The sequence below is a fragment of the Klebsiella quasipneumoniae subsp. quasipneumoniae genome (genome assembly GCF_020525925.1).
GTDB lineage: Bacteria > Pseudomonadota > Gammaproteobacteria > Enterobacterales > Enterobacteriaceae > Klebsiella > Klebsiella quasipneumoniae.
Genome location: NZ_CP084876.1, coordinates 1,439,706 through 1,459,258, shown reverse-complemented (window position 1 = coordinate 1,459,258; position 19,553 = coordinate 1,439,706). Strand labels below are relative to the sequence as shown.

Genomic DNA, 19,553 nt, shown 5'->3' with positions numbered 1-19,553 from the left:
AGCCGGATTTACCTTCTTTGACCATAACTTAGGTCATCCGTTCATCCGCTGGCCAAAAGGTGGTCCCCTGTTCGGCCATGCGTAATAAAGTGTCACAGGGTGTAAAACGTGGGCCGTACTGGGCGGCCAGGCGCTGCAGGATCGCGGCAACTTCACCCGCGCCGATAGTATCCATATACCGGAACGGGCCGCCAAGAAATGGCGGAAACCCTATACCAAATACGGCGCCGATATCACCATCGCGCGCGCTACGGATAATCTGCTCATCAAAGCAGCGCGCCGCCTCGTTAAGCATCATCATCACACAGCGCTCCGCCACCTGCTGCGCAGACAACCGCGACTGGGGGCGGTCGATGCCCAGCAGCGGATAGACTGCCGGGTCGGGCCGTTTTTTGCTTTTACGCCCTTTTGTCTCATAAAGATAGAAACCACGATTATTTTTTCTACCTTTGCGATCGTCCTTCAAAATCGCGTCAATGATGTTTGCAGGCGGGCTGAAACGCTCTCCAAAGGCATTCTCCAGCACGGGAATAATTTTGGTGCTGGTATCAATACCCACTTCATCCAGCAGTTGAACCGGTCCCACCGGGAAACCGAATTTCACCAGCGCCTTATCAATCACCTCAACCGGTTCTCCCTCCACCAGCAGGCGCATCGCTTCATTTATATACGGCGCGAGGATGCGGTTTACATAGAAGCCCGCTTTGTCCGCCACCACGATCGGCGTTTTCCCCTGACGTTTAGCCAGTTGCACCACCGTGGCGATGGTCTGCGGATCGGTTCCTTTATGCGGGATCACCTCAACCAGCGGCATTTTCTCCACCGGACTGAAAAAGTGCAGGCCGATCACCCGCTCAGGGTGGCTGGCATGGGCGGCTATATCGCCTATCGGTAACGACGAAGTATTCGAGGCAAAGATAGTCTGCGGCCCGCCGTTTTGCTCCACTTCACTGACCATCCGCTGTTTCAGCGCCAGGTCCTCGAATACCGCCTCAATCACCACGTCGCGATGGGTAAAGCCCTGATAGTCGGTAGTGCCTGTGATCAGCGCCAGTTGACGATCGCGCTCGCTGGGGCGCAGTCGACGCTGGCGAACCTGTTTGTTCAGCAGATCCCAGCTGTACTTTAAGGCGTGGTTGATCCCGCCCGGCTGAATATCTTTGATTCGCACCGGCAGTCCGCCTTTACAGGCAGTCACATAGGCGATCCCCCCGCCCATCAGGCCGCCGCCCAGGACGGCAACGCTTCTCAGCGGAGCGGGTTCCGCCTCGGCGCCACGGTCTTTTTTCAGATCGGTACTGGCAAAGAAGATCGATCGCAGCGCCTGCGACTGCGGGGTCATCGCCAGTTCGCCAAACGCGCGGGCCTCTTCGGCGTAACCGCTGCTGCAGCCATGGGCCAGACCATTCTCGACGACCTGCAAAATTCGCTTCACCGCCGGGTAGTTGCCCTGGGTCTTGCGCTGCGTTTGCTTGCCGACGTACTGGAATAACAGATGGCGACCCAGGGGGCCCGCCAGCACGCGTTCGCGAACAGGCACCTCGCGGCTGGCCGGGCGCCCCTTCAGCGCCAGCTCCACCGCCGTCTGCAGTAAAATTGTCTGCGGCACCACCTCGTCCACCAGACCGGCCTTCAGCGCCTGGCGCGGCCGTAACTGCCTGCCGGTGAGCATCATATCCAGCGCCGTACTGACGCCGATCAGCCGCGGTAAACGCTGCGTCCCGCCGGAACCCGGCAGCAGGCCAAGCTGTACCTCCGGCAACCCGAGTCGGGTTTTTTCGTCATCGCTACAAATGCGGCCATGGCAGGCCAGCGCCAGCTCCAGTCCGCCGCCCAGACAAGCGCCATGGATGGCGGCAATGACCGGAATCGACAAGCCATGGATCTCGGCCATAATCTGCTGCCCCTGGCGGGCCAGCGCTTCCGCCTCCTGCGCGCTGCGGCAGCGGGCAATCATGTTGATATCTGCGCCGGCGATAAAGTTATCGGCTTTGGCGGAGATAAATACCACGCCGCGCACCGACTTATCGTCGCGTATCTGGCGTATCAGTCCCCGCACCTGATTGCCGAACTCGGCCTTCAGGGTATTCATTTTTTCACCCGGGGCATCGATGGTAATCACCGCGATGTTGTCCGCACGGACTTCAAGCTTAAAAGCGGAAACCGTATCCATTATTCAGCCTCCACAATCATCGCCGCGCCCAGACCGCCTGCCGCGCAGGCCGTCACCAGACCAAATCCCCCTCCCCGTCGCCGCAGCTCATGCAGCGTCTGGGTGATCATCCGCGCGCCGGTGGCGGCAAAGGGATGACCGTAGGCGATAGAGCCGCCGAGGACGTTAAATTTACTCTCATCCACCTCACCGGTGGCTTGCGCACGCCCCAGCACCTCGCGGGCAAAGCGGTCGCTTGCCAGGCACTGAAGATTGGCCAGCGTCTGCGCGGCGAAAGCTTCGTGCATATCGATAAGCGTGAGATCTGCCAGCGTCAGGCCAGCGCGCTCCAGCGCCAGCGGCGTGGACCATGCGGGCCCCAGCAGCATATCCTGCCAGACGTCGATGGCGGTAAAGGCATAGCTGCGCAGATAACCCAGCGGCGTCAGACCCAGCTCTTTGGCCCGCGACTCGGTCATCAGGATCACCGCCGCCGCGCCATCCGTCAGCGGCGTGCTGTTGGCGGCGGTAACGGTGCCATGTTTACGGTCGAAGGCCGGGCGTAACTTTTGGTAATCTGCGAGGGTTGAATTTTTACGGATGTTGTTGTCCTGCTCCAGCGGCTCGCGGAAGGGGGGCGCATAGGCGGTCATCACCTCCGCGGACAGCTTTCCCTCTTCCCAGGCTTTAGCCGCCAGCTGGTGTGATCGATGCGCCAGCGCATCCTGTTGTTCCCGGCTTATCCCCCAGCTTTTCGCCATCTGTTCGGCGGTATCGCCCATCCGTAAGCCGGTTGAATATTCCGCCACCGCCGGGGGAACCGGCAGCAGGTCGCGCGGCCGCAGGCGGGAAAACAGCTTTAGTTTCTGGCTCAGCGTGCGGGCTTTGTTCGCATCGACCAGCGCGCGGGCCAGCGTTTTGCTGACGCCGACAGGCAGCACAGAGGAGGAATCGGCACCGCCGGCGATACCGGCGCGGATGGTGCCGGCCATCAGGCTTTCAGCGACATTCGCCACGGCCTGGAAGCTGGTGGCGCAGGCGCGACTGACGCTGTAGGCGTCGGTGTGCACGCTCATTCCGGTACCGAGCACAATTTCCCGGGCGATATTCGGCGCCTCCGGCATCTGCACGACCTGACCGAAGACCAGCTGTTCAATGGCTTCCACAGGAATATCGCTGCGCGCCAGCATTTCGCCAACCACCATTTTTCCTAAATCAACGGCAGGAACGCCATGAAATGCCGTCGCCTGACGCGCAAACGGCGTGCGTAACCCTGTGACAATGGCAATGCGATCGCCCTGACGGGTGATAAGCGGTAATGCCTGACTCATAACTCTCCCCTGTTAACCAAGACAACCAAGTGGTCTGACCTGATAACATTGTTAACTAATTTTTTACATTAAGCCAATCGGGGAAGCGAAAAATTGCGAGCCAAAACACATTGAACAGAAAAGATAACGCCCCGTTCACGGGGCGCTAAGCGGAGGGATTAACGCAGACCCAGCTGGAAGATGAGGGATTCGGCTTCACAGCTAAACACAAAATCGATATCCAGCTTTACGCCGCCGTCAACGTCGGCGAAGACGGGATTAATTTTGCACGGTTCAGATTCCACACTGCGGGCTTTTTCGCTCAGCGCGGCGAGCATTTGCTCTGCTTCCGCACGGTTGGCGAATACGCGGCTGTATGAGGCGGTGCAGTCGGTGTTGTCGACAATGGTCCCAACATCCATACAGCAGCAAACCGGGGTTTCATCAGCGCTACATTTACTCATCGTAGATTTCCTCTGGATATGCACCTGCGGTGCCAGACAATTAATGTGCCTATTTTACGCCCGCCCTCCGGTTTGCCTCCAGCCGAGAATCGCTATCACGGCGTTAAGTGACAGAAATCACACTTAAAAATGATCTAAAACAAAAATCACCTTTTCTCCGTCGCCTTCCCCCCGACAATTTTGCCAGCTGGATCGCGTTTCTGTTATCACAATTGAAAAACTTCATAAACAAACTTGCAACAACTCATCTGGTCAGACCTATACTCAGCGCACTGGTCTGATTTCTCTGTTGTACCGCAGACCCTACACTTCCGCGCTTCTGTTACGGCATGTAACATAGTTTAAAAAAAAATAACTCAATGAGGTTATGGGCATGAGCCAGAAAACCCGCTTTACCCAATCTGCCCTTGCAGTGGCTGTCGCACTTGTTTCCACCCAGGCCTGGTCAGCAGGCTTCCAGCTCAACGAATTCTCTTCATCAGGGCTGGGTCGGGCCTATTCCGGTGAAGGGGCTATCGCAGACGATGCAGGCAATGCCAGTCGTAACCCGGCATTAATTATGATGTTTGACCGTCCGACTATGTCGGCGGGCGCCGTTTTTGTCGACCCGGGCGTCAATGTCTCCGGGACTTCCCCCACCGGCAAAAGCCTGAATGCGGACAATATCGCCCCGACGGCGTGGGTACCCAACTTCCACTTTGTCGCGCCGATTAACGATCAGTTCGGCTGGGGGGCGTCCATCACCTCCAACTACGGCCTGGCAACAGAGTATAACGATGATTATGCGGCCGGCAGCATGGGCGGTAAAACCGACCTGACTACGGCTAACTTCAACCTGAGCGGCGCCTATCGCCTCGACAGCAACTGGAGCTTTGGCTTAGGTTTCGATGCGGTCTACGCTAAGGCGAAGATCGAGCGCTATGCAGGCGATCTGGGCCAGATTGTCGCTGGCTCTGGCGCGCTGCCGCCGGCGCTGGCAGGCCAGGTGGCGAAGATCCCAGCCGACACGCAGATCGCCCATCTTAACGGCAATGCGTGGGGCTTTGGCTGGAACGCCGGTATCCTCTATGAGCTGGATAAGAACAACCGCTACGGTTTAACCTACCGTTCCGAGGTCAAGATCGATTTCGACGGTAACTATCGCAGCAGTCTGCCAGCGGCCTATAACCAGATCCTTGGCAACTTCGGTCTGCCGGCGGGTACTAACGGCCAGACCACCGACGGTTCACTGACCCTTAACCTGCCGGAAATGTGGGAACTGTCGGGCTATAACCGCGTGGCGCCGCAGTGGGCGGTCCACTATAGTCTGACCTACACCAGCTGGAGCCAGTTCCAGGAGCTGAAAGCCACCGGCAGCAACGGCCAGACGCTGTTCTATAAAGAGGAAGGCTTTAAGGACGCCTACCGCGTAGCGCTGGGGACGACCTATTATTACGACGATAACTGGACCTTCCGCACCGGTATCGCCTTCGACGACAGCCCGGTACCGGCCAACAATCGCTCCATTTCCATTCCGGACCAGGATCGCCTGTGGCTGAGCGCGGGTACCACCTACGCGTTCAACAAGGATGCGTCGGTTGACGTCGGGATTTCCTATATGCACGGGCAGCATGTGGAAATCAAGGAAGGCCCGTATACCTTCCGCTCCGAAGGGACCGCCTGGCTGTACGGCGCCAACTTCAACTACCGCTTCTGATAAGCAGCGCGCAACAAAAAAGGGTGAACATTATGTTCACCCTTTTTTTATTCGCAGATTACTGTGAATCGATATCTTTCAGTTCATCCTGAATGGCCTGGGCGTTCGGATTGTCCGCCGGGGTCAGCTTACCGCCGTTGGCGATAAAGTCATGACGCTGGAAGTAAGCCTCACGCACCAGAATGTAAGGATCGGAAGACTGACGCAGCAGGCCGTCGGAATCCAGCAGCTGAGCGCGCGTCTCAATCCCTTCTACCGCCCATTTGCCGATTGACATCGGCCAGGTCAGCCAGGAAAGCACCGGATAGAGGCCATCGGCCATATCGCCGCCTTCGTCACGCAGGGTAAAGCTGCCGTAGAATGGCAGTTGCACATACGGACCATAGCCGACGCCATAGTGGCCGAGCGTACTGCCGAAACGATGCGGTTCAACGCGCTGCAGCTGCGGATTAGCCATCCCGGCGACATCGATCAGACCCCCCATCCCGAGGATGGTGTTCAGGAAGAAGCGGGTAAAGTGGACCATACCTTTATACGGGTCGCCCTGCAGGAAGGAGTTCACCATCACCGCCGGCTCTTCCAGGTTGCTGGTGAAGTTGCTTAAGCCATTGCGCGCCGGCTGCGGAACATAGTCACGCCATGCCACCGCGACGGGACGAAGCACGTAAGGATCAACCACGTTAAAGTTGAAGTCAAACATCGTGCGGTTAAACCCTTCTAACGGGTCTGAGCGCCCCTGCGGCCGATCGCCAGAGCTGGAACTGGCACATCCCACCAGCAATGTGGCGCCAAGCGCAAGCGCCGACAGGCGATAATTCATAGATGTCTCCCTGGTTTTTATGGCTATCGCGAGTTGCCATCCATGACGGAAAGACAACGTTTCCGCCCGTACAGATGTGAGCGATTGTAACAGCACGTTGAACGATGTCTATATCACCCAAGTTGTTGATTTGATCATAGCCTGGGAATAACGAGATCGCGGGGCTCCTATTCTAGCGGAGCGATAAAAATCTGGCGTAACCATTTTTGCGATTTAAGAGTATCCCCAGCCAGTCGCCAGGGAAAGCCGCTACGCTTTAACTAGATAAATTGTCAGCGAGGGCCGTGAAATGGATGAACCAGACGATAACAAATTAAAGCCTGCGGATGACGAACGCGAGGTCGAAAGTGAAGAAAAACAGCGCGGTGAAGAGATAGAAGTTGACGAAGATCGCCTTCCCTCTCGGGCGATGGCGATCCATGAACATATTCGCCAGGAAGGGGAAAAAGAGATGGAGCGCGATGCGCTGGCCCTGCTGTGGTCGGCGATTGCAGCCGGTCTGTCGATGGGCGCCTCCCTGCTGGCGAAAGGGATTTTTCACGTCAAGCTGGAGGGGATCCCGGGAGGGTTTTTACTCGAGAACCTCGGGTATACCTTCGGCTTTATTATCGTAATTATGGCCCGCCAGCAGCTGTTCACGGAAAATACGGTCACCGCCGTACTGCCGGTGATGCACAATCCCACCCCCGGAAACGTCGGTTTACTCATGCGGCTATGGTCTGTGGTGCTGGCGGGCAATCTCATCGGCACCGCGGTGGCCGCATGGGCCTTCAATTATATGCCTGTTTTTGATGAGCCGACCCGCCAGGCCTTCGTCAGCATCGCCGAAGATGTGATGAAAAACAGCCCGACGGAGATGTTCGCCAATGCGATTATTTCCGGCTGGCTGGTCGCCACCATGGTCTGGATGTTTCCCCTTGCCGGCGCCGCCAAGATCGTGGTGATCATTCTGATGACCTGGCTCATCGCCCTGGCGGATACCACCCATATCGTGGTGGGCTCGGTGGAAATCCTCTATCTGGTATTTAACGGAAGCCTTCCCTGGAGCGACTTCATCTGGCCTTTCGCCCTTCCGACGCTGGCGGGTAATATCTGCGGCGGGACCTTCATCTTCGCACTGCTGAGCCATGCGCAGATCCGTAACGACATGAGCAACAAGCGAAAAGCGGAAGCCCGCGCGCAGGCTGCTGCAAAAGCCAAAAATGCCGACCGGGCATAAAAAAAGCGCTTAGAATGGCGAGGGTTTAAGCAGTCAGACGGTATAGCTCTTACTCAGGCGGGCGAAAAACGCTATACTCGTGCCGCCTTGTCCCCTTAGTTAAATGGATATAACGAGCCCCTCCTAAGGGCTAGTTGCAGGTTCGATTCCTGCAGGGGACGCCATATACAACTCTCCTGACGTCTACCGAATTCAATAAAATCCCCTTATAATCAGTGATAAACCCTCTGTTCTGGCTGTGTGATGTCAACCGATATCTACCCATCTCAACGTGAATCAATAAACGTTTGGGGGCCTTAGTGGGGGCTTATCCTGTTCAATGAAAAATGAGGCCCCCAAATGCCCTTAAATGCGCGTCAGGTCGAGACTGCAAAGCCCAGAGACAAAGCCTATAAACTCGCTGACGGTGGTGGACTGTATCTCCAGGTTAACCCTAACGGTTCAAAATACTGGCGGATGAAATACAGATTTGCTGGTAAAGAGAAAAAATTATCATTTAGTACATACCCAGATATTTCTCTGGCTGATGCACGAACCAGGCGCGATGACGCAAGGAGAATTCGGGCTAACGATCAAGATCCAGGTGAAGTAAAAAAAGCAGAACTACTCGCCAAAAAACGATCAATCACAAATACCTTTGAGGCAATAGCTACAGAGTGGTACAACGCGAAAATCTCTGGATGGTCAAAAAACTATGCCGATTATGTTAATCGTGGATTCAAAAATAATGTTTTCCCTCATTTAGGTTCCAGGCCTGTTAACGAAATCAAGCCGCTAGAGCTTTTATCCGTTCTTCAGCGTATAGAAAAACGTGGCGCGCCAGAGTTAGCCAGTAAAGTTCGCCAACGCTGCAGTGAAGTCTTTCGATACGCAATAGTCACGGGGCGTGCTGAATACAATCCAGCCGCAGATCTTGCCAGCGCATTGCAAGGATATGAAAAACATCATTATCCCTTTCTGACAGTGCCTGAATTACCTGAATTTTTACAGAAATTATCAAATTATTCAGGTAGTTTAATAACTCTGCTCGCGACTCGTTTGGTGATGCTAACTGGATTAAGAACAGTAGAGTTACGAATGGCTGAATGGTGCGAAATTGACTTCGAAAACAGTCTCTGGGAAATACCTAAAACAGGATGAAGATGAAGCGAACGCATCTCGTCCCGCTATCTAGCCAATCCTTGCAAGCCCTTCAGCAACTGAAACAACTCACTGGAAGCTATCAGTTTATTTTCTCTGGACGAAATGATGTTAATAAACCGATGAGTGAAGCCAGTGTTAACATGGTTTTGAAGAGAATTGGATATGATAAAAGAGCTACCGGCCATGGTTTTCGCCACACTATGAGTACCATTCTTCATGAGCAAGGTTTTAACACGGCCTGGATTGAAACACAGCTAGCACATGTAGATAAAAACTCGATTCGTGGTACTTATAACCATGCCCAGTATCTGGATGGTCGTAGGGAAATGATGAAGTGGTATGGTGATTATATTCAAAATTGTGAAATGCGTCTCCATAAGGAATAATCATAAACCAACTCCACCTTTGTTTTAAAGGTGGAGTTGGTATCTATAATAAAATAATTTATTGAGGTATAAATGTTGCTGTGTGGTTCCAACTGACTTTTTCGTAAGGCAAATTTAACGAAGCAATTGCCTGTTCTAACGATATCTCTGCAATTTTAAGATCACTGGCAGAATCAATTTGATAGGTACTATCAAGTTTTACAACTGGTGATCCCTTAGGCATACCTTCATAAATAACAGATAATTGATGGACAAGGTCGTCGTTCACCAGAACTTTCGGTTCGTCATTCAGTAATACACCTACAACGGTGAATGAATGTACATTACTGTCACCAGTAATTTGATCGCGAAGAATATAAATGAGTAAAGGCGCAGAAATTCCCCGAGCTACCGCCGTTGACGCATTGAATTTCTCTGCCTGCGCGATCGCATTATTTAAAATAACGTGCCCAACGCCAAGCACTTCAAGTGACTTGTCTTCAGATATTCTGTCAAACGTCATGTTATTATATTTTTTCTTAATCCCAAACTGGGTTATCCACTCTTTCGGTGTAACGAAAGAAAGTGTCCCCCCCTCATTCTCAAGACGATGGCCATTCAATTTGAGCATATTTTCTAAAAAACTATACATGTTATTTAGATCCAACTTAGGGACTTCCTGTAAATTCTGATATTCGAATTTATCAGCATGACCAACGAGCCCCTTAACTACGCTGACCGCCGACTGACCTCCGAAGGTCCCTGCTCTGGAATCGAACCATGTATTTAGAGTCTCTGGTTTTTGTATCAGGCCATCAGCAAAAAGTGAATTGAAAAACCCTTTATCACTCATCCCAAGAATAAGCTGCAACAGATCTTCCGGTTCCTCCATCGCGTCGCCCAAAGAACGCATAACTGTGGTTATTTTGCTGTTTAATAGATCCCAAATTCTGGACTCTACAGTATCGGGGTTGCGTAAAGTAATAACTTCAACCTGATGTTTTTGGCCATAGCGATTGAGTCGCCCTACACGCTGGTGAAGACGCATCGGATTCCACGGCAGATCAACATGAATCATGGAATAACAGTTGTCCTGCAAATCAATACCTTCACCACCGGCTTCTGTACAAACAATAAAGCGTACCTGCCCGCTTTTAAATTGCTCCGCAGCATGGTATCGATCCATACTCCATGACGTTTTGACACCTTGTTTATTGTAAATCCCTTCCAGCCGTCCTTCGCCATTGATAAAGCTGACACAGCCATAGCCAAAGCGAGCATTCAGAGTATTAATTAGCAGAGCCTGTGTCGCTTTATATTCAGTAAAGAATACGACGGTGCGATTAAGAAACGTGGTTTCCAGGACATTAAGTAGGGTCTGGATTTTCGTTTCCGATTCTACATTCCCCGCCAACGCCTGCAGCTCTTCAAGCATGGGCAGCTCATTCTGCATAAGTTGAACCGAAGCAGACATTTGAACATATTCGCTTTCAAGCGCAATGTAGGCATCATCGAGATCCGGGGCCTGAGAATCACTCATGATGGCATTCATTTCATCACTCAGCGCCTGTAGCTTTTTCTGATTTTCCCCGAGCCTAGCAATACGCCCATTTATTGCGGCATAAATTGCCGCTACCGAACTTGCCGCCAGTTTCTGCATTGCAGTTAACACCAGTTGCACAGCCTGCTGGTTTGCGGAGCTCAGCGACGAAGCGTAGGCCTGCCCTGAAAGAATAAATCGTGTGAGCCGGTCATAGAATGACTGTTCAGCCTCAGAAAAATGATAGGTCTGTGAGGTCACGTTGACGGTCTTGAACAAACGTTCACCGTCCATATTCGTGACGGTTTGCTTATTATTGCGAATCACAACATCCCGAACATGATGCTGCTGAGTTTCAAATGGCTTATTCACGTCAAACAAGTCTGGACGTAAAAGCCTCAGCAGGGCAAAGAAGCCGTAATTTTTCCCGCGATGCGGGGTAGCTGTGAAAAAAAGCCGCGAGGCGAACTTACCGTGATCGATAAGCTTCTGCACAAATCGATAGCCCTGAGTCGCCCCCGAATCTTCTAGCGAGTTAAGGTGATGTGCTTCATCGATGATCAGCAAGTCCCAGTCGTCTGCTTTGAGCATTCGCTCGTGCCTGCCATTAATATCTTTTCGCAGTGTCGGCAATGAAGCGACCACCCAGGGATGCGTATTCCAGTAATCTGATCGCTCAGTATCAATTTCCGTGGAGTAGAGGGACAAACGAATATCAAACATCTGCCGCAAACGCTCCTGCCACTGCGGTACTAACGATGCAGGCGCTAAAACCAACAGACGCTGTACACGTTTTTTCGCCAGCAGCGGCCAAAGGATCAGCCCTGCCTCAACGGTTTTCCCCAACCCTACGTCATCAGCAATCAGCTTTTGTACCGGCCATTGCCGTAACACGCGGTGACATACCCATAACTGATGCGGCAGCAGGTTGATACGTGAAGTGGAGAACACCCCCCAACTATCATTGATGGAGCGGATCGCAAGCGCCTGACTGCGCGCAAGGACTTCACGCAGATCGTCATAATTACCTTCAGCTAAAGCATCTTGTGCGCTGCGTACTGGTTCCAGCTCGGAAAGAGGACGCTCTTCAAAACTCGACTCGAAACGAATGAGTGCGGTATTTTCCCTCAGGAGTTCAATCGTCCCCAGCCCAAAGCGTTCATGCCGTACTTGTTGGCCCTGCTGAAATGTCATTTTCATACGTACTCCAGGGGATCCTGCCCAAATATTTCAATGCGAAGCGAGCTTTTCTCGTCACTGGTTAAAATGCGCAGCGGTATGTCGAAACAATGATTAAAGGTCGCATTTTCCTCACCAAGGTGTTTGCTGAAAAACGTCCACAGCAGAATAGAATCACTGGCAGACGACTGCTTAACATTTATTTCTTCAAACTCCATCGCCCACAACAGACGTCTGACGCGCTCTGGTGCAGAGAAGCAATATTGATGAATATTAGAGTCGGTAAACACGTTATTACGCACGAGTTCACGGAAAATGAAGTTCACCCCGGTTCCAAGCGTTGCACGTAATTCTGGAACGACACCTATCCCGGTTCCCGAAAGCCTGGAACTGGATGCCGGTCGCAGTAAATCCCCAATATCCTCAAGGAACGCTTCCGACATATCCAGCAGTTCGCGATAGGTATCTAAGTGTCTGGAAAAACGATACAACGGTAATATCTGCAACCAGATACGATACCTATCACCGTCAAAAGACTCGTTTAGATATTCATCCATCACATCCAGCCACTGCTGCGCAGCATCAGGATTAACAAACGTATCCCACCAGCCTTTGTCCTCAAAATGCTCAATCGCGGCACGGTGTTGCTCTTCCTGAGTCCGGCCAATGGTCTGGCATGAGCCAAGATAAAGCAGTTTCAATAACGCCAGACGCGAACTCTGATCGTCAGAGTCATTTTTTAAAGCTTCCCAGTCAAACCAACCTTCCGGATAGAGTCGGGTATTGTATTTCGCCAACTCCTCCTGCTGGTTCTCTTCCCACCAGCGGTGTATTTTTTGCATCGCCTCAGCAGGCGTCACCAACGGTTCGTATTCTTTCGGTGTCTCGCGAATCTCGCGCTCCCATGCCCTTGTTCTGTCGCTATTAGTCAGCAACCGTCCCTGCAGGAGAGAGGCAATGTCATTATTGCTCCAGTGCCAGTCTGCCGGAAATGCACCTGGACGCAGCTTAAGCTCAAGCAACCACTCTGGCGGTATCTCTTCCATCAGCATACCCGCCAGTTTTTCACCTTCTATGCCTTCAATCAGAAAACGACAAAATGCCTGCCGCTTTTGATTATCAGCCGCCAGGTCTTTGCGCTTTGCCCATTTGACTAAATCCTCAAAAACATATCCCTGACTTCTGCGCTTGCAATAAACAATAAATTCACACGCCTGCGTAGAATAAGATGATGAAATGATGGCATCGGCAGGGGCAAACCCAGAGATCAACCGTTCATTTTTTTCGGCACAAGGAGTGTTACCGAGCAAAATTTGGCTAATCGGGCGTGTAGAGCCTGCTTGTGTCAGCACATGCAAGTTCGTCAGCTGTTTTCTGAAAGCCTCAATTTTATCCTGCCAGCCTGTCAGTTCACCTAGTCGCTTATCGAACTCTTCGTTAAATACGACTGCCAGCTTCTCAGCATCCCGTGGAACCAAATGTTGGATATCAACGCCCTGTTTATCCGGCAATGACGCACTTAATAACGATTCAAGCGACAGTTTAGTTTCGACTTTAAGTTTGCCTCCCGTCGTGTCTGCTACCAGGCACTGTGCACTGTGCAATGCCTGAAACGCAGGGAGATAAATCAGTGAACTCGCCAGACGAGAAACCAGTTCATCCGCACAACGCACTCTGTCGCTCCACTTTATCAGCCCGGCAGCCTGCTCTTTAAATCCGTTGGGCAGCGCGGGATATGAGCGATAGAAGCTCATGATGCCGTTTTCGCTTTCGTAAAGTTGCTGTAGCAACTTTTCATTTTCCATCGCGGTAGCGTCGTTACTGATGCCTGTAGACATTACGTCCCATATGCTTTCCCAAAACTGACTATGAGTTAATTCTGGGCTTAGTTCCCACTCAGCAACCAGCGCCTCCCAGTTATACTCAGTTTCACGCCAGAGCAATTCCAGCAGAGAATGAACTTTCGCCCCTGCTTTCTGAATTATGCCCCGGTTACGTTCAGCTTCAATAGCCAACTGGCGCCGACCAATATCAACCTCAAATCCAGCGTTAATCAAAAAACCCTGCCGGGTATCACTCATCAACGGAGACAAATTCCACAATCGCGGAATATGAGTGTCAAAACCTCTCAGGCCCCTGCGCGTGACCTGGAAAACTAGATGGCAGCGTTCATAATCGATTTCGGTCTGGTAAACCGCCACTCGCACTGGTGACTGAACACCCTTGCTGTTCGGCAACATAACCTTGCCCAATGACAGACCAGGAATACGTTTATACTGAGCAGGCTCCCAGCGCCATTCATGCTCATCAATGACAATCTGGCGCAAGTTACGTGCATAAAGATTTAGTAAACCTGCATACAGAGTAAAATCTTTTAACACCATTTCCGCTTGCATATGCTGGCGCAGTGGCAAATACACAAGAGTTGGTGACAAGCCATTTATCGCGGCACTTTCAGTGAGTTGATTTAGTTGTTTATAGCTTTCAGCGTCACAGGACTCGGGCACAATTCCACCCGCTATTTTAGTCGCCAGCCGCCCCGACAATAGGTAAGGATTATCAGACACCAGCAGACAGCTTTTGAAGCCAAGACCGAACTTGCCGGTAACGCCCTGCTCTTTATCTGACTGGTAAAGCGCCAGCATTTTTTTCAGATCGTTTTTGTAGCCATCATGAACATTCTCGACTTGCTCATTTTTCACGCTCTGGAAGCGGTTTATTTCTCGACCCCAGTTGAAGAACGACAACCCGCCGTTTTGCTCTTTCACCATAAATTTCTGGTGCCCCCGCTCATGACGGGCATCGCTATCCAGCGTAAACAACTCTTCTACCGCATCATCGGCATTCTGGAACAGCTCAAAAGGAACGCTTGATGGCTGATACTGAGCATCCTCTATACGCTTTCTGACCGCTGTTAATATTTCAGCCTGCAGCTCAGGGCGATCTCGGATGGCATTCGCAATGTCATAGACAATTTCAGTGAGCCTCGGGCTGTGGAGCGACTTGCCGTCACTACTTTCAGCAAGAGAGTGAAGCTCACTCTCATAGGCTCTCATTAAAACGTTAAGCTGAGAGTTTTTAAGGCCCAGCGTTTTCAGGCGTTCTACGATGCTATTCAGAATTGTGACGCGAGCGATATTCACATCCAGCTGCTCGGCCTGCTCAAAGGATTGCCAGAGCGTGTCCAGCCTTGCCCTCTGCAGATAAATACCTTCCTGCAGCCAACTGGTGCTGCGTTTCAGAATCGCCAAAAGTTGCTGAGGCGTGTACTGGTCTGGGGAAAATCGGCGAATGAAGATTTGCGGTGCCTGGCCGGTATAAAAAGCGTAGCCGTGCTGACCCACAAAGATCGTATCCAGATCAGTTGCCAGCGCCACGGTCAAACGTTCCTGGAACAGTGAGTGAACCTGCAACGTGTTTTCTTCGTAAACCTTCACGGCAAAGGCATATTTCTCAATACACTGTAAGAGCGTTAACCCAGCAAAGTGAGCGTCATGGTTGGTTAAGGGTTTACTGTCTTGCGACAGTTCATTCACGAACAGGGCATAACTTTGCAGCCCCAGGTAACTTTCACACAGCTTACGAACCTTACGATTCCCCGCCAGCAAGGCCAGCAGCGCAGCGATTGCCTTACGTGGAACCCAACGTTCCCAGGGCGCAAAGTATTCCCTTAAGACACTGGCAGAATACTCAACATGACTGAGATGCCCTTCGGACTCAGTACTGTCTACCGACAAGTCATTAGCCTGCAGCCAGGGGGACAAATACGCCCAGTCGTCATCATGTAGAACAGCACTACGTTCTGCGCCCGTTACGCCATAACAGAGATCGGTGGCTAACGCCCAGGTATCCGCTGCCGTCCTGAGCTGCATTGAACGCAGTACGCTGGAGGGTTCTGAATGGGTATGACACAGCGAGCTTAACAGCGCTTTACGCAATTCAACGCCTTGGGTTGGATTCATGCTGTCGACAAGACGTCGGTAGCTGGAAACTATCTTGTCTGTCACCGGATGCGCAAAACTCAGCGCATTGATGGCCTCATTGCCCTCAAGTGACTCAGCACCTTTGAGGCACTCAATTAAAAGCCGCCAGCCGTCAAAGTTATCAAACGCGTAAGATCTGTCACTGGCCTGAAGAATAATCGTGTCAGTGAGACGTAAGCTGCTGCCGATAGCATAAAGCGGAAGTGTACCTGCCACAGTGAGCGCTTTGTAAAACGCAGCCTTACCTCGCACGACCCATGGACTCAGCGCACGGTTAGCGTCATCTGATAGAACAATATCCTCAAGCAGAGCGATGCGCGGCGTCGCTTCAGTCAGCTTCGCGATCTCCGGATAGTCTTTCGCGCTGATATCCAGAATATTTTCTGGTGCTATCGCCACACCACGGTGCAAAAGCCATTTCTGGCTGCGCAGGTTGTTGAACGCTCTCTCTGAAGACACGTCATTCGTCGGCTGCATTAACAATTGCAGGATAAAATCGCAGAATTGTCCCGGATTCGGCTCAGATAAAGCCAGCATGATTGCATGCTCAGCGTTCACCATTGGCAGATATTTGCGCTGCTGCTCCTGCACTTCCGGTTGGCTGGCGGACTGGATGAACGTCACGTTGTCATTCAATTCAGTGGGCAGTTCAATGCGCCCCCCACGTAAGAAACAACGCTCATCAAGGGATATGTACCCCTCTTTGCCTTCCCTACGATGAAGCGCCATCTGCCGCCACATTGTTTCACCCATAGCGCGCCCAATGTGCAACAGAACTTCTTCCGCATCTTCTGCAGATAAGTCATCAAACTCCAGATATTCTAGGCTTTCTTTGAAGCGCTGGATCACATGATCCGGCGTTACACTATCAAGCCTGAGCGCCTTCTCGAATCCGGGAGTCAGCCCGAGGTTCTGCTCAATCTCTGGCGAAATAATGGTCCACTTACGCTGTTGTGAATTAGCATCAGAAAGTATTTTTGCCCATACAGGATGCGCCTTACCCGCTTTCCACAATTCAGTCTCGCCGGTATCAGCCGAATTACCGTGCATCAGATAGCGATAGGCAAGCCGCTCTCTGGGGCCGAATTTGTCACCGTCCGCAGCCATTTTATTAAGCAAGTCAATGCGTTTTGCCGGCAAATCCAGACGAGGGTGAAGCTCAAGCAGATGGACCACACCCTCGCTGTCACACTCCTGCGCTTCTGAATATTCTGAACCACCAAATAGGGTCTGATTAATATCATTGGTGATCAGGACGACCTCTTTTTCGATCAGCGCCTGCTGCAACAATGCGCTTAACCCCACGCCAAAGTTGGCGCTGCCTCCACGTTTGAAGACTCTGCGCTTTTGTTTTAAGTCAAGCAGATGACGGCGCGTTTCAAGGTATGGCGCACCGGTGGGCTGCGAAACCTTAAAGATCTTCAATATATCAAACCGGCGGTACAACTCCAGTCGATCGGGAGCGGAGAGTTTGCCGATAAAATCCCGCACCAGTTTTTCAAAGTCATCGCTGGCAGAAGCCTGCGCCTGCATCGCCTGCAGCAGGCTCCCGACGGTCTCCCAGTTTAAAGAGGCACTGGCGGGCTCTTTACTGTTATCGAGAAAAGCGGGCACCAGCAGCGTATCCATAACCGTACGGCCAAGCGTTTCCCACAGGGCCTGCTCCTGACGGTCAATGGCAATTCTGTAACGCCAGGTCGGCCGAATGAGCGCCATCAATTCACCGATCGCCGTCTGGTTTCGTGAAAGCTCCACCAACGGCACGTCAGAGAACGTTTTCCTGAGCAACGACATCAGGTCACGGGAATAATTATCCGACGCAATCGGCAACGCTTTCAGCAGTTGATTGAGATAGTTCGTGAGCTTTGGTGCTGTAAACACCATTGACGGTATGGCCTGTAGCAACGCCTGAATCTCTGACAACTGCCACTTACTTTTAAATTCGTTATAGATATTCGGCTGCGTTTCATCGATAAATCTATGCGTTACACCCAGGCTTTCCAGCGCGGGCAGCACTTCCCAGGGGCGATGCGCTTCACCTGAAGGTGTGGCAGGCAATAGACGAACGGGAGTGTTCGCATCAACTAAATACCACTGACTTCCATCCCGCGTTAGTTCGCATACCCACAGATGGTACAACGTTACCCAATGGAGCCAGGCATTATTGTTGCGCAAAGCTCTACGCACACCATCCGAAATTGCCGCTTTTTCCGCATCTCCGGCGTGAATAAGCGACATAAGAGAGGCAAGCGCTTTCGGTAATAACGGCAACGTTCCCTGAGTAGCAAGACAGCGGTTCCATTCCTGAACCAGTTGTTCCTGAGCAGGAGAATCAGGGGCATTGAATAACGGCGTGGCGCTGGTGAGTGTAGCCAACCCCTGGATACCCACTCGCCCGGCATCAATGAAAAAGTAGCCGTGCAGAATAATTTGATACGAGTATTGACCAGAAAGAGAGAATTTTTGTTTCTGCGCATGCTGCGCGGTGTCCTGCTCACCTAAAGGTAAAAACACCGCCCATTCCACCGTCAGCGTTGCCTCTCCTTCAGGTACTTTCTCCGCCAGCATCACCACAGCGGCATGAGGCAGCGCTTTATCCGCGGTCTTCTTACCTTCTCGTGAATAACTGAATGGCCAGGTGCGTTGTGATTTCAGGGCAGAAAACTCAGGCGTATTCAGCAAAACCTCATGCCCGACGTAGTATTTTTGCTGAGGGTCCGGCAATCCAGCATGCTGAACGCTAATGTTGCCTTGCCATTCCCCAGCACCATTAAGATTGGTAAATTGTGGGCGAGTCGCCTTTTCAGGCAGCGAGATATGTATTTGACGCTGATACCCCTGCCCTGTTTTCACAACCAGCTCAATGTCCTGCAAGGTTTTCATCAGCGGTAAAAGGCTGGCGAGCTTATCCCCTAATCGCCGGTCAGTGATAAAATCAGGCACCTCATAACGATAGTCTTCGCCAACAATAATAAAGTTTTCATCATCTTGCCGGGCCTGATAGATACTCTCTGAACGCAGCGGAACCCAGACAACGAAATAACCATCACACTCATTTTGGGTAATTGCGCGGACTTCATCCTCAAGACGAACTTTATCTTGCACGCTCACCTCGGCCCAGGCAGACCTGTAACTGTCCCAGGGGTTAAAAACGTCTGATTTGGCCGAGGCGGTATGCCAGTCAAAAGACTGGTAAAAGAATACTTCACCGAGATGGAACAGGCTTTTCATACCGAGCCCAAATTTCCCCACCGCATTTTCGTCGCCCGGTTTGGTGCCAATGCCAATGGAGAGGATCCCCTCTACATCTTCGAGTGTCAGCGGCGCATTATTGATAAAGAAAAGCGCAGGATCACCCAGTAATGGATGATCGGATCCGGCAATGCCCGGGCTCCAGCCAAAGATTAAGGATGATGCCTGCGCATCATCCGCGTTTTGCACAATTTCTTTCAAAACAGGGAAGCCGTTTTTATAACGGTCTTTTAAATTCGCAGCGATAATCGCAATATCGTTGAGCGGCGTGGAGTGCGCTTTAGCCATCATTAACCTCTGTATGCAATTTACGCCCCTCGGTAGGGCGTTAAACACGGTCAGCTCACTCCCTGCGAGCTGGCTGTCACTAGCAGACCGCTAGCGTAAAACAGGCGGGCGCGACTCTCCCTTGCGCGTCTCGATAAGAATC

Annotated in this window: 8 protein-coding genes, 1 tRNA gene and 1 pseudogene; 4 read left to right on the top strand and 6 right to left on the bottom strand. The window is 51.9% G+C overall.

The features are described from left to right. Nucleotides 1-28: 28 nt before the first annotated feature. The 3 genes from fadJ to LGM20_RS07200 form a co-directional block, all read right to left on the bottom strand. Complete coding sequence (gene fadJ, locus LGM20_RS07210) at nt 29-2,173, bottom strand: fatty acid oxidation complex subunit alpha FadJ (RefSeq protein ID WP_044524281.1); 2,145 nt, start codon at nt 2,171-2,173, stop codon at nt 29-31. Beyond that, complete coding sequence (gene fadI, locus LGM20_RS07205) at nt 2,173-3,483, bottom strand: acetyl-CoA C-acyltransferase FadI (protein WP_044524283.1); 1,311 nt, start codon at nt 3,481-3,483, stop codon at nt 2,173-2,175. The genes fadJ and fadI overlap by 1 nt, the downstream gene beginning before the upstream one ends. 158 nt (nt 3,484-3,641) lie before the next feature. Next, entirely contained in the window at nt 3,642-3,926 is a 285-nt protein-coding gene (locus tag LGM20_RS07200; RefSeq protein WP_023290542.1) for a YfcZ/YiiS family protein, read from the bottom strand. A gap of 373 nt (nt 3,927-4,299) precedes the next feature. Between LGM20_RS07200 and fadL the strand changes: the two genes are divergently transcribed. Then, a complete protein-coding gene (fadL, locus tag LGM20_RS07195) occupies nt 4,300-5,622 on the top strand; it encodes a long-chain fatty acid transporter FadL (RefSeq protein WP_044524284.1) in 1,323 nt (440 codons plus the stop codon). 58 nt (nt 5,623-5,680) lie between these two features. On the opposite strand, the gene mlaA is transcribed toward fadL, so the two are convergent. Further along, a complete protein-coding gene (mlaA, locus tag LGM20_RS07190) occupies nt 5,681-6,442 on the bottom strand; it encodes a phospholipid-binding lipoprotein MlaA (RefSeq protein WP_032453618.1) in 762 nt (253 codons plus the stop codon). A 289-nt stretch (nt 6,443-6,731) separates the two neighbouring features. On the opposite strand from mlaA, the gene LGM20_RS07185 reads away from it, so the two are divergent. The 3 genes and pseudogenes from LGM20_RS07185 to LGM20_RS07175 all read left to right on the top strand — a co-directional run bounded on the left by LGM20_RS07185 (nt 6,732) and on the right by LGM20_RS07175 (nt 9,190). Continuing rightward, on the top strand, nt 6,732-7,661 hold the full coding sequence (locus LGM20_RS07185) for a formate/nitrite transporter family protein (protein ID WP_044524285.1): 930 nt from the start codon (nt 6,732-6,734) through the stop codon (nt 7,659-7,661). A gap of 89 nt (nt 7,662-7,750) precedes the next feature. Beyond that, nucleotides 7,751-7,825: transfer RNA gene (locus LGM20_RS07180), tRNA-Arg, on the top strand. Between the two features lie 175 nt (nt 7,826-8,000). After that, nucleotides 8,001-9,190, top strand: a pseudogene (locus tag LGM20_RS07175) (tyrosine-type recombinase/integrase). Between the two features lie 58 nt (nt 9,191-9,248). On the opposite strand, the gene LGM20_RS07170 reads toward LGM20_RS07175, so the two are convergent. Together LGM20_RS07170 and LGM20_RS07165 are read right to left on the bottom strand one after the other, a co-directional pair. Continuing rightward, a complete protein-coding gene (locus tag LGM20_RS07170; protein ID WP_044524287.1) occupies nt 9,249-11,909 on the bottom strand; it encodes a DEAD/DEAH box helicase in 2,661 nt (886 codons plus the stop codon). Further along, complete coding sequence (locus tag LGM20_RS07165) at nt 11,906-19,411, bottom strand: sacsin N-terminal ATP-binding-like domain-containing protein (protein ID WP_044524288.1); 7,506 nt, start codon at nt 19,409-19,411, stop codon at nt 11,906-11,908. Before LGM20_RS07165 ends, LGM20_RS07170 begins: the two co-directional genes overlap by 4 nt. Nucleotides 19,412-19,553: the final 142 nt, after the last annotated feature.

What these genes read in the sequence shown, in the direction of transcription:
- fadJ (WP_044524281.1), bottom strand. Translation starts at nt 2,173, where the DNA reads ATGGATACGGTTTCCGCTTTTAAGCTTGAAGTCCGTGCGGACAACATC.
- fadI (WP_044524283.1), bottom strand. Translation starts at nt 3,483, where the DNA reads ATGAGTCAGGCATTACCGCTTATCACCCGTCAGGGCGATCGCATTGCC.
- LGM20_RS07200 (WP_023290542.1), bottom strand. Translation starts at nt 3,926, where the DNA reads ATGAGTAAATGTAGCGCTGATGAAACCCCGGTTTGCTGCTGTATGGAT.
- fadL (WP_044524284.1), top strand. Translation starts at nt 4,300, where the DNA reads ATGAGCCAGAAAACCCGCTTTACCCAATCTGCCCTTGCAGTGGCTGTC.
- mlaA (WP_032453618.1), bottom strand. Translation starts at nt 6,442, where the DNA reads ATGAATTATCGCCTGTCGGCGCTTGCGCTTGGCGCCACATTGCTGGTG.
- LGM20_RS07185 (WP_044524285.1), top strand. Translation starts at nt 6,732, where the DNA reads ATGGATGAACCAGACGATAACAAATTAAAGCCTGCGGATGACGAACGC.
- LGM20_RS07170 (WP_044524287.1), bottom strand. Translation starts at nt 11,909, where the DNA reads ATGAAAATGACATTTCAGCAGGGCCAACAAGTACGGCATGAACGCTTT.
- LGM20_RS07165 (WP_044524288.1), bottom strand. Translation starts at nt 19,411, where the DNA reads ATGGCTAAAGCGCACTCCACGCCGCTCAACGATATTGCGATTATCGCT.